The 13,245-nt window shown below is 68.4% G+C and carries 1 protein-coding gene (running past one end of the window); it reads right to left on the reverse strand.

Annotation, left to right across the window (positions count from 1 at the left end):
* Nucleotides 1-13,245, reverse strand: partial view of a non-ribosomal peptide synthetase gene (locus JZ791_RS15875; protein ID WP_216895549.1) — the end only. 14,604 nt of this gene lie beyond the right edge of the window; the window shows 13,245 of its 27,849 coding nt (coding positions 14,605-27,849); its start codon lies off the right edge, out of view; its stop codon occupies nucleotides 1-3.

Raw genomic sequence — 13,245 nt, forward strand, 5'->3', positions numbered from 1 at the left:
TCACTCTGTTCCGCGGCCCCTGTCACTGTCCCGGAGCAGAGAGTTCAAGATCGGTCCGATCTGGGCGGCGCCCCGTGGGTTGAGCATTCCAGCGTGGCGTTCATCGACCGGGATCTGCTGGATTCGGCCGGTGATGTGGCCGTGCCAGCTATCGGCCAGCTGGTCACGATGTGCCTCGCGGGAGGACAGGAACAGGACCGCGTCGCCGTCGTAGCGCTTCGGATCGTGCGGTACCGGCGTCAGGAAGTTCTCGCGGACGCGTTCGACCTGCTGAGCGGTCAGAATGTCCTCGGTGCTGAGGCGGTCGGTGAGCAGGGTCAGCAGTTGTTCGGGGTCCTCGATCGGCTCGGTGTCGCTCAGGCCGAGGAACTCGCGCCAGCCGCCGAGGAAGTCCGTCAATGCCCGCATGCCCTGCGGGTCGTCGGGGTCGGGTTCGAGCTCCAGCTTGTCTTCGACGGCCGCGTCCACCAGTACGAGCAGGCCGACGGTATGACCCAGTTGCTGGAGCCGCGCGGCCATGGTGTGCGCGATCTTCCCGCCCAGTGACCAGCCCAGCAGGTGGTACTCGGTGCCAGGGAACCTCGACACGATCTCCTGGACGTAGCGCTCGGCGTACGCGTCCACCGAGTCGCACCGGGGCGAGTCCTCGACGATGTAGGGGTCTTGCAGACCGTAGACGGGCCGATCGGGGTCCAGGTGCCCGGCCAGCGCCCCGTACACCCAGGCCAGACCGCCGCCGGGATGCACGCAGAACAACGGTGGCTTGTCGCCCGCCGAACGCAGCGGCGACAGCACGCCGAGCGAGACACTCAGGTCCGACCGCGGCTGCTCCAGGTACCGGGCCAGGGAGGCCGGCGTGGAATCGGAGAAGAGCAGTTGGTAGGGAACCGGAATTCCGGTGCGGGATCGCAGTTGCGATATCAATGTCATTGCCACCATGGAGTTTCCGCCCAGGGTGAAGAAGTCGTCGTCGGCACCGACCCGGTCCGCGCCGAGCACCTCGGCGAACACCGTGGCCACGACCTGTTCGAGGGCCGTCTCGGGCGCTCGATACGTCGTGACCATCCGTTGCGGCGCGGGAAGCGCGCGACGATCCACTTTCCCGCTCGCGGTCAACGGCAACTCCTGCAGGACGGTGATGCTCTCGGGAATCATGAACGACGGCAACCGTTTCGCCACCGCACGCCGCAGCGCGACCGGATCGGCCTCACGCCCCGCCAGGGGGGCGACGTAGGCGGCCACCCGCGTCGTGTCGTCGTCGGTGTGGGCGACGACGACGGCCTGGCGGATCTCGTCCAGATCGGCCAGCGCGGCTTCGATTTCGCCGAGTTCGAGGCGCTGGCCTCGAATCTTGATCTGGAAATCGCTGCGGCCCACGAACATCAGCACCGCGCGCTCGCCGACGGTCACCCACCGCACCAGATCGCCCGTGCGATACATCCGCGCTCCCGACGGATCGGACGGATCGGCGACCATCGACGCCGCCGTCGAGCCGGAGCGGCCGATATAGCCGCGTGCCACACCGGGGCCGGCCACATACAACTCACCCACCACGCCAGGCGGAACCGGACGCAACCACGCGTCGAGCACCGCCAGCCGGGCGCCCGGAATCGGCCCGCCCACCGAAACCGCTTCACCCGCATGCAGCTGCGCGCCAGCGGTCCAGATGGTGATCTCGCTGGGGCCGTAGAGGTTGTACAACCTTCGCTCACCAGCGGTATCGGTTCCCGACCACCGGGCCACCAGCGCGGGCGGGCAGGCTTCCGCACCGGTCAGTACCACCCGCAGGTCGTCGAGCCCGCCGGGATCGACCGTCAGTCCCACCGCCGGTGACAGGAAGGCATGCGTCACACCGCGAGTCCGCAGCAACTCGGTCAAGGGCTCGCCGGCGAAGACATCGCCCGGCGCGATGATCAATGCCGCCCCGGACGGCGTCGCCAGCAACAGCTCCAGGATCGCGGCATCGAAAGTCCTTGCGGCAACCGCCAGCACCCGGGAGCCGCCGTCGATCCCGTACTGCCGCTGAGCGGTCAGGACCGGATTCAGCCCGGCGTGCGTAACCGCGACTCCCTTGGGTGTGCCGGTCGAGCCCGAGGTGTAGACGACATATGCGGTGTTACCCAGGCGGATCGGGCCGTGCCGATCGGCATCGGTGACAGCGGCCCCGCTGATCCCGGAGAGGTCGAGCCGCTCCGGATCCACAACTCGCAGACCATCGGTATCGATTCCTGTCTCGCCATCGGTGAGCACGATCGTGGCGCCGCAATCGGTGAGGATGAACCGGTTGCGGTCGGCCGGATGAGCCGGATCGAGGGAGACGAACGCCGCACCGGTCTTCGCGACAGCCCATACCGCACGAACCCACGCCGCCGACCGTGAAATCGCCACCGCCACCACGGTTTCCGGTCCCGCGCCCAGCTCCAGCAGCGCCCGCGCACACCGATTCGACCAATCATCCATGTCCCGATACGTCCACTCGTGCACGGAATCGACGACCGCGGGGCGGTCCGGATGATCCGCGGCAGCCCGCGAGAACATCTCGGCCATGGTGATCAGCGACGGGCCCTCTCCCCCATCACCCCACTGCCGCAGCAGCGTTCGCTCATCCGATTCGAGAGCGCCGAGTTCACGCAACGCTGTCTCGGGATCGGCCACCACCGCACGCAGCACGCGCCCCAGCCGCTGTGTAAACGCCGCGATCGTGGAAGGCTCGAACAGGTCGAGGGCGAAGCCGATCCGCAGCGGCATGCCGCCGTCCGCCGCCGGCGCATCGGCGACGGTCACGGTGAGATCGAAACGCTCGACCTCGGTGCCGAGATCCATGGCCGTGACCCGGATTCCGGGCAACTGCGCCGACGCCTGGTCGAGATCGAGGTTCTGGAAGGCCAGCATCACCTGGAACAGCGGATGATGCGCCCGGCTGCGCGCCGGATCGACCGCCTCCACCACCCGTTCGAACGGAATGTCGCTGTGCGCGAACGCATCCACGTCCACCCGCCGCACCATACCCAGAAGATCCGCGAACGACCCCGACTCATCGACCTGTGCGCGCAACACCAACGTGTTGACGAACATTCCCACCAACCCGTCCAACGCCGCAGCACCGCGGCCCGCCACCGGCGTACCGACCGCGATGTCCCCGCTTCCGGACAACCGCGACAGTACAAGCGCCAATGCCGCATGAACTACCATGAACTCCGTCGCCTGGTGGGCTCGCGCGATCCGGCGAATGCCGGCTACCGTATCCGCCTCCACCTCATACGAGTACGTTCCGCCCCGCTGTGAGGCCACCGGCGGCCGCGGATGATCGAGCGGCAACTCCAGCACGTCCGGCAACCCCGCGAGCTGCCCGGTCCAATAACCGAGCTGACGAGCCAGCACACTGTCGGGATCGGACTCCTGCCCCAGGACCTCCCGCTGCCACAGCGTGTAATCGGCGTACTGCACCGGCAACGGCGCCCACATCGGCGCGTGCCCCGCTACGCGAGCGGCATACGCCAGCGACAGATCCCGCACCAACGGTCCCATCGACCAGCCATCGGCCGCACTGTGGTGCATCACCAGCACCAGCACGTGCTCGCGGGAACTGCTGCGCAACACGGTGACTCGCAACGGCGGCTCCACCGAGAGATCGAAGCCGCGCCGGATCTCCGCCGACACATCGTGGTCGAGCTCAGTCGAATCGACAGTCCGCGCCTCGATCGCCGAGGAGACCTCCTCGGCGGGCAGGACCCGCTGATACGGTGTGCCACCCTCGTCGGGAAACACCGTGCGCAGGCTCTCGTGTCGCGCGACCACATCACCGATGGCCGCGGTCAGCGCCGCGACATCCAGCTCACCGGCCAACCGCAACACCAACGGGATGTTGTAGGTCGCCGACGCCCCTTCGAGCCGGTTGATGAACCACATCCGCCACTGCGCGAACGACAAAGGCATGCGCGCCGGACGTTCCCGGACGGTCAGCCTCGACGACATCCAATCCCCGTCGGCCGCCCGGCCTGCGAGCGCCTGCACCAACCGGGCCACGGTGGGCGCCTGGAACACCTCCCGCACACCGACATCGACGCCCATCGCCTCGGCAACCCGGGAAGCCACCCGCGTCGCCGACACCGAATGCCCGCCCAGGGCGAAGAAATCGTCGTCCACACCGACCAGGTCTACGCCCAGCACCTCGGCGAACACCGCGGCCACGATCTCCTCGACCGGCGTGGCCGGGGCACGGTAGCCCGACTGCGCGACCTGTGGAGCCGGAAGCGCCCGGCGATCCACCTTCATGCTCGAGGTCATCGGCAACTCGTCCAGCACGGTCACCGTGTCGGGAACCATGTACGACGGCAACCGTTTCGCCACCGCGCGCCGCACCGCCACCGGGTCCACGGCGTGCCCGGGCGCCGGGGTGACATACGCGGCCAGCCGGACCGCGCCGCCGTCCTCGGAGCGCCGGGCGACGACGACGCTGTGCCGCACCTGGTCCGAACCGGCCAGCACCGCCTCGATCTCACCGAGTTCCAGACGCTGACCACGGATCTTGACCTGGAAGTCACTGCGGCCGAGGAACATCAGGCCCGCACGCCCGGGTACCCACCGCACCAGATCGCCCGTCCGATACATCCGCGATCCTTCCGGCCCGAGCGGATCGGCCACGAACGACGAGGCCGTCAAGCCGATCCGGTTCAGGTATCCGCGGCTCACACCGGCGCCGGCCACGTACAGCTCACCCACCGCACCCGGCGGCACCGGCCGCAACCACCCGTCCAGCACCGTCAGCCTGGTCCCCGCGACGGGGCCACTCAGCAGCACCGGCTGATCAGCACGCACCTCGGTGCCGGTCACCCAGATCGTCGTCTCGCTGGGCCCATATATGTTGTACAGCTTCCGAATTCCGGCGCTGTCGGTCCCAGACCAGCGTGCGGCCAACTCCGGCGGGCAAGCCTCGCCGGCGACCATCAATACCCGCAATCCGTCGAGTCGTCCGGGGTCCAGTGTGGCCGCCACGGTCGGCGTCACGCAGGCGTGCGTGATCCCCTCGGCGCGCATCAGCTCCGTCAGCATCCCACCGGCGAAGACGTCGTCCGGAGCGATGACCGACACCGCACCGGCGGGCGTCGCCAGCAGTATCTCCAGCATCGCGGCATCGAATGTGCGTGCGGCAACCACCAATACACGCGCATCGCCGTCGACTCCATAACGCCGCTGTGCGAGCGCGGCAAGCCCGGCCTGGGTGACGACCACGCCCTTGGGTTCGCCCGTCGAGCCCGAGGTGTACACGAGGTACGCGGGATTGGCCACCCGCACCGCGGCGAGCCGGTCACCATCGCGCACCGGAGCGTCGCTGTGGTCGCGCAGATCCGTCAATTCCGGATCGATGACCTGAATCCCGTCCGCGGCCAGCTCGGATGTCTCCAATCCCGCTGTGCCACCGGAGTTTTCCCGACCGGTCAACACGAGTGTGACGGCGGCGTCGCCGAGGATGAACCGATTCCGCTGCCAGGGATGCGCCGGATCGATCGACACGAAGGCGGCGCCGGTCTTGGCGACCGCCCATACCGCACACACCCACGCCGCAGACCTCGGAATCGCTATCGCTACAACTGATTCCGGTCCGATTCCGCAACCGATCAACATGCGCGCGCATCTATTCGACCACCGATCGAGGTCTCGATACGTCCACCGATCCGTTCCCTCGACGACCGCGAGCCGATCGGGGAAGTCGGCGGCGGACCGGGAAAACAGTTCGGCCAGGGTGAGCGGGGCCGGGCCCGCACCACCGTCACCCCACTGCGCCAACAACATTCGCTCATCCGGCCCGAGCAGATCCACATCGCGCAGCAGCATCGCGGGATCGGCCACCATGGCCTCGAGGACACGCCGCACTCGGAGCGCGAACGCGGCCATGGTGGACCGATCGAACAGGTCCAGGGCGTAGCCGAGGGTGACCGGGATATCGCCGTCGTCACCGGAGGTGGCGGCCACGGTGACGGTGAGGTCGAACTGCTCGACCCCGGCGTCGAGCTCCACCGCGGACGCCTCGATCTCCGCCAGCCGCGCGCCGGAGTACTCCGCGTCGAGATTCTGGAACGCCAGCATGACCTGGAACAGCGGATGGCGGGCCTCGGACCGGGGCGGATCCAAGACCTCCACCACTCGTTCGAAGGGGACGTCGGCGTGCGAGAAGGCCGCCAGATCCACCTCCCGCACGTGATCCAGCAGCTGGGTGAACGATCCTGTCTCGTCGAGCCGTGTGCGCAGTACCACCGTGTTGACGAACACGCCGACCAGCTCATCCAGCGCGGCGGCCCCGCGACCCGCGATCGGAGTGCCGATCGCGATGTCCGCGGCGCCGGCCAGTCTCGACAGCAACACCGCCAGCGCCGAGTGGACGACCATGAACACCGTCACCCCATGGGCCGCGGCCACCGCGCGTGCCCCGGCCATCAGTTCGGCATCCAGGACGAACGAGTGGGTGCCGCCGCGTCGTGAGGCAACCAACGGCCGCGGACGGTCGGCAGGCAGCTCCAGCCGGTCCGGCAATCCTGCCAAATGCTCTGTCCAGTAGGCGAGTTGACGTGCGAGCGTGCTGCTCGGATCGGACTCCTCGCCCAGCATCTCCCGCTGCCACAGCGTATAATCCACGTACTGCACCGGCAACGGCTCCCACTGCGGAACCCGCCCGGACCGGCGCGCGGCGTACGCGAGCGACAGATCGCGCGCCAACGGCGCGATCGACCATCCATCGGCGGCGATGTGGTGCATCACCAGCACGAGGATATGTTCACCGGAACCACTGTCCAGCAGCGTGATTCGCACCGGAATCTCGCTCGACAGATCGAAACCGCGGTGCACGAGTCCGGTCACCATGTCGATCAGATGTTCGGGGTCCACGGGCCGGATATCTACCGATATCGCATCGATCGGCAGGACGCGCTGGAACGGCGTCCCCGCTTCGTCGGGGAACACCGTGCGCAGGCTCTCGTGCCGCGCCACCACATCACCAAGCGCGGCGATCAGCGCCTCGGTGTCCAGTTCTCCGGTCAATCGCAGGACCAGCGGAATGTTGTACGTGCCTCGCGCGCCGTCGAATCGGTTGACGAACCACATGCGCCACTGGGCCGGCGACAACGGAACTCGAGCCGGCCGCTCCCGGACCATCAGCGCCGCCTCCGGCAGACCGCCGGATCCGGCGTCCAGCAGGCGGGCCAGCCGCGCGGGCGTCGGGGCCCCGAAGACCTCCCGTACCCCGATCCGGACGCCCACCGCCGAGGCAACCCGCGACGCCACCCGCATCGCCGAGAGCGAATGCCCACCCAGAGCGAAGAAATCGTCATCGGCGCCGACCCGGTCCAGGCCGAGTAGATCCGCGAACACCTCGGCCACGATCCGTTCGGTCGGCGTGGACGGTTCGGCGTACGCACGCGCGAGCCGGATCGGCTCCGGCAGGGCCGCGCGATCCAGCTTGCCGTTGGAGGTCAGTGGCAGTTCGGGCAGGACCGCGTAGGCATCGGGCACCATGTGCGCGGGCAGGCGGAGCCGGGCAGCGGTCAGCACCTGTTCGGGATCGACCTCGTTTCCGACGAGATATCCGGTGAGGCTGCCGTTTTCCGCGTCGTGCACGACGACGGCCCGGGTCACTCCGGGCTGCTCGGCCAGCACCGCCTCGATCTCGCCCGGCTCGACCCGCTGACCGCGAATCTTGATCTGGAAGTCGTTGCGCCCCAAGTATTCCAGCGTGCCGTCTGCCGCCCAGCGCACCAGATCGCCGGTCCGGTACAGGCGGGAACCACTGCGACCGAACGGATTCGCGACGAATGCGGCGGCGCTCCGGCCCGGCCGGTTCAGGTAGCCTCGCGCCTGCTGCACGCCGCCGATATACAGTTCGCCTGCCACGCCCACCGGCACCGGGCGCAGCCACCCGTCCAGTACGAGGGCCTCGACGCCGCGGATCGGCCCGCCGATGGTCAGCGGCCCTTCGGATGCCATCGGATCGCTGATGGCGACCATGACTATGGTCTCGGTCGGCCCATACCCGTTGTGCATCCGGCGTCCCGGCGACCAGGCCGCCACCAGCTCACCGGTGACCGCCTCCCCACCGGCAACAAGTACGCGCAGCGAATCGAGTCCGGCGGGCGACATGGTCCCGAGCACGCTCGGTGTCAGGAACGCATGCGAAACATGCTGCTGCCGAACGATATCCGCCAGCATGTCGCCGGCGAAGACATCCGGTGGCGAAACCACCAGCGCGGCGCCGTTCGGATGGGCCATCAGCACTTCGAGCAGCACGGCGTCGAATCCGGGCGCGGATACGGCCAGTACCCGGGCATCCGAGTCCACCGAGTACCGGTCCCGTTGTTCGGCGGTGAAGTTCGCCAAGCCCTCGTGGGTGATCACGACACCCTTCGGAATGCCCGTCGATCCGGACGTGTACAACACGTACGCGGCGTGTGCCACCCTCAGCGGGTGAATACGCTCGGCATCGGTCACCGCCGCTGGGGAATACGCCGCCAGCCGTGCGGGCAGATCCGGCTCGTCGAGCAGCAACCGATCGACGGCATCCGGCACGATACCCACCGCGTCCCCGACCGACAGCGCGAGGCGCACACCGGAGTCGGCGATCATCCCGGCGACACGCACATCCGGATAACGCGGGTCGATCGGTACGAATGCGGCGCCGGTCTTCGCCACCGCCCATAGCCCGGCGAAGAATTCGACACCGCGCGGCATCACCAGTGCGATCGCATCGCCAGGTCCGGCGCCGCGACCGATCAGCAACCGCGCGAGCCTGTTCGAATACTCGTCCAGTTCCGCGTAGCTCAGCGTCGTCGTGCCCGATATCAGCGCGGGCGCGGCGGGATTCACGGCGGCGCCTGCGGCGAGCAGGTCCGCCAACGGCCGTGGCGCCTCTGCCCGAGCGCCCCGCATCGGAGCCAGGCGGGCTTGTTCGGCTGCGGGCAACGGGTCGATCGCACCGACTCCCGACGACGGTTGGGCGAGCATCCTATCCAGCACGCGCACAAGGATGTTCGCGCATTCCAGCATCCATCCCGAGGTGAATGTGCCGGATCGGTACTGCAACTGCGCGCGCAGCGGTTCACCCTTGCCGACGACCAACGCGAGGGGATAGTGCGAGGAGTCGTTGGATCGCATGTCCTCGATGCGCATGCCGTCGATCGCCGCGGCCCGGGCCGCCAGCGCGGCCTCGTCCACGGGATACGACTCGAATACAACCATCGTGTCGAACAGTGCCGGAATACCCAGTGCGGCATGGATATCGGTCAGCCCGGTGTGGTGGTGGCCCAGCAGCTCCGCCTGCTCGGCCTGAATCCGGTGCAGCACATCGGCGATCGGCTCACCCGGAGCGAATCGGACGCGCACCGGAATGGTGTTGATGTACAGGCCGACCGCCGACTCGATGTCGTCGAGCTCACCCGGCCGGCCGGATACCGTCGCGCCGAACACGACATCGCCGCGTCCGGTGAGATACCCCACGACGATCGCCCACGCCACCTGGACCACGGTGTTCACCGTGACCCCGGCAGCCGATGCCCACTGCGTCATCCGCGCGGCGGTCCGCGGATCCAGATCCACATCCACACGGCTCATTCGGGCCGTCGATTCCCGGGATGCGGTCTGCGGGGCGACGAGCGTCGCCTCGGCGCCGTCGAGCGCGCGGCGCCACATCCGCAGCGACGCATCCGCATCCTGGCGGTACAGCCAATCGAGATAGGACCGATACGAGTTCGTGGGGAGTGCGACAGTCGTATCGTCGGGGGCCGCGTACGCCGCCAGGAGGGTTTGCAGCAGCAACGGTATCGACCACCCGTCGAACAGCACGTGGTGGTTCGAGATCAGCAGCGTGGATCGTTCCTGTGTGACGGTGATCAGGGTGAAACGCAGCAGCGGCGCCGTCTCGATATCGAATGGCTCGGCCTGATCGCGTTCGAGCACCCTCGCCAGCGCCGATTCCTGCTCCGAATCCGCTACCGCGCGCAGATCGACCTCGCGCCACGGCATCTCGACACCCTCGGAGACGATCTGTACGAGATCTCCCCCGGCGCTCGTGCCGAACGCAGCTCGCAGATTCGGATACCGTCGCAGCAGAACGTCAGCCGCGCGGCGCAGTCGTCCGGCGTCCACCCGGCCGGACAGCGTGAGCGCGAGTTGCACCGCGTACACGTCCACCGCCGACTCCGCCAGCCGGGCGTGGAACAGCAGCCCGCTCTGTAGCGGGGACATCGGCCAGACGTCGGTCAGGCGCGGGTAGCGCGCCTCCCATGCCTCGACATCGGTCAATGTCGTTCGCACCAGCGGGAAATCGGACGGGGTATGCCCGCCTCGGTGCGGGTGATTCGCCATGGTGCGCAGCGCATCGACCCATAGCCCCGCGAGTTCTCCGATGTCCGCGTCATCCAGAAGGGCGCCCGGGTAACCGAAGGTGGCCGACAGACATCCCTGCGTGACAACGGCATTGATGTCGACCACCGCAGTCGCCGGAGCGCTGCCGTCCTCGTCGGCAGCCGGTGCGCCGAGTTCGTCGGTGAGCGAGAACTCCGATGATGCCGCCGCCGTGGACGATCGGCCCGTCGGCAACTGGCCTAGATAGTTGAACGCGATCTGCCCGGGAATCCGGTCGGGCAGTTCGCGCGCGGTCTCGGGGTTGAGATAGCGCAGCATGCCGTAGCCGATGCCGTGGTCCGGGACGGCGCGCAGCTGTTCCTTCGCCCGCTTGATCGCCGTCTCGGTCGCCGTCCCACCGGCGAGAGCGTCGTCGAGATCGACCTCCGCGAGGTCGATCCGGACCGGGTACATCGTTGTGAACCAGCCTGCGGTGGTGGTCAGATCCGCGCCCGCCAGCGCCTGTTCCTCCCGCCCGTGTCCCTCCAGCCGCAACAGCGTCGATGCCTCGCGCACGCCACGGACCTCCCGCCACCGCATCACCGCCAATGCCAGCGCGGCGACCAGCACGTCCTGCACATCGCCGTGGAAGGCCGTGGGCACCCGGGTGATCAGGGCCTCGGTGATCTCGGTGGAGACCTGTACCCGGTGTCGCCGTACGGTGTTCGTGATATCGCGACCTGGATCGAGCGCGCGCGAACCCAGGAGGGGGTCGCTTCCGTCGACGATCCGTTGCCACAGGGGCAGTTCCGCGACCCGTCGCGGCGAGCGAGCCTCCTCGAGCAGTCCGTGTGCCCACCGGCGCATCGACGTTCCTGTGGGCGGCAATGCCGCCGCACCACCGCCGCGCCCCCATCCCGCCGTGAGATCGGGGATCAGGATCCGCCACGACACGCCGTCCACCACCAGGTGGTGTGCGACGACGATCAGGTAACCGGTCCGCGTCCTATCGGCGGGATCCAGCCAGACGACCTGCAATACAACACCATTGGCCAGGTCCAGACGCCCCAGCGCCGCATCGACCTCTGCGGCGGCGAGACGTTCGCGCGCCTGCGGGTCGATGTCCGGATCCAGCGGAACCCGGCGAACCAGGGATTCGGCATCGACTGTCCCTCGCGGCCGTGTCTCGAGCTGCCAGCCTTCGCCGTCGTGCCACAGCCGGGCACGCAGCATGTCGTGCCGGTCGATCACCGCGGCCAGCGCCGCCACCAGTCCGGGATGATCCAGCCCGACGGGGGTACTGAGCGCCAAAGTCTGGTTCAGCCGCTGGAATTCGCCACGCTCCACCATCCAGCGCACGATCGGCGTCAACGGCAGATCCCCGACACCGCCCCCCGGCAGCTCTGCCAACTGTCTTGCGGACCCGGCAGATTCGGCCACGCTCGCCAGCCCGGCCACCGTGCGTGCCTCGAACACTTGGCGCGGGGTGAACACGACACCGCGCTCCTTCGCCCGCGCCACCACCTGGATGGACACGATGCTGTCGCCGCCGAGGGCGAAGAAGTCGTCGTCGAGGCCCACCCGCTGCTTCCCGAGGACCTCGGCGAACACCGCGGCGACGATCTCTTCGACCGGGGTCGACGGAGCGCGGTACCCCACCCGCGTGATCTGCGGTGCGGGCAATGCTCGCCGGTCGACCTTCCCGCTCGTGGTCATCGGCAACTCGTCCAGCACGGTGACGGAGTCGGGAACCATGAACGACGGCAACCGTTCGGCCACCGCCCGTCTGATCGCCACCGGCTCGATGTCGTACCCCGGCGCCGGGGTGAGGTAGGCGGCCAACCGCGCCGCATCCTGGTCCCCCGTCCGGTGCGTGACGACGACCGCGTGCCGCACCTCGTCCAGATCGGCCAGCACGGACTCGATTTCACCGAGTTCGAGACGCTGGCCACGAATCTTGACCTGAAAGTCCCCGCGGCCCACGTAGATCAGCACGCCGCCTTCGCCCCTGGGCGCCCACCGCACGCGATCGCCCGTCCGGTACATCCGCCACCCGGCTGGGCCGTACGGATCGGCGACCATCGATGCCGCCGTCAGCCCGGTCCGGTTCACATACCCGCGTCCGACACCCGCACCGGCCACATACAGTTCACCCACCACGCCCGGTGGCACCGGTTGCAACCGGTCATCGAGCACCATCAGCCGCACGCCCGGAATCGGCCCGCCCAGTGAGACCGGTTCACCGGCGCGCAATTCGGTGTCACTCACCCAGATCGTGGCCTCGCTGGGCCCGTACAGGTTGTACACCTTGCGGACTCCGCGCGCGTCGGTACCGGTCCAGCGCTCCACCACGGCAGTCGGGCATGCCTCGGCGACGGCCAACGCCATCCGTAGGTCGTCCAGGCCGTGCGGGTCGATGGTGAGCCACACCGTCGGCGTCAGGGCCGCATGCGTAACCCGCTCGGTGCGAAGGAATTCCGCCAGCGGCACGCCCGCGACGACATCGGCCGGAGCCACGACCAGCGCGGCGCCCGCGGGTACCGCCAACAGCAGTTCGAGGATCGCGGCATCGAAAGTCCGTGCGGCAACGGCCGCCACGCGCGCCTGCGCATCCGGCAGATAGCGCCTGCCCAGCGCGGAGGCTACCGCGGACAGCCCCGCGTGGGCGACCGCCACCCCCTTCGGCACACCCGTCGATCCCGAGGTGTAGACGATGTAAGCGGTATTGCCCGACCGCACAGCGCCGCGCCGATCGGCGTCGGTGACGGCGCCGCCGTCACCGGTCCGGACATCGAGCCCGTCCACATCGATCATCCGGGTGCCGGGCCGCGCGAATTCGACTGCGTTCGCGGTATTTTCACCACTGACCAGAACGATCGAAGGCGTACTGTCGGCAAGCACGAGCCGGTTGCGCTC

It is taken from the genome of Nocardia alni (assembly GCF_019038435.1).
GTDB lineage: Bacteria > Actinomycetota > Actinomycetes > Mycobacteriales > Mycobacteriaceae > Nocardia > Nocardia alni.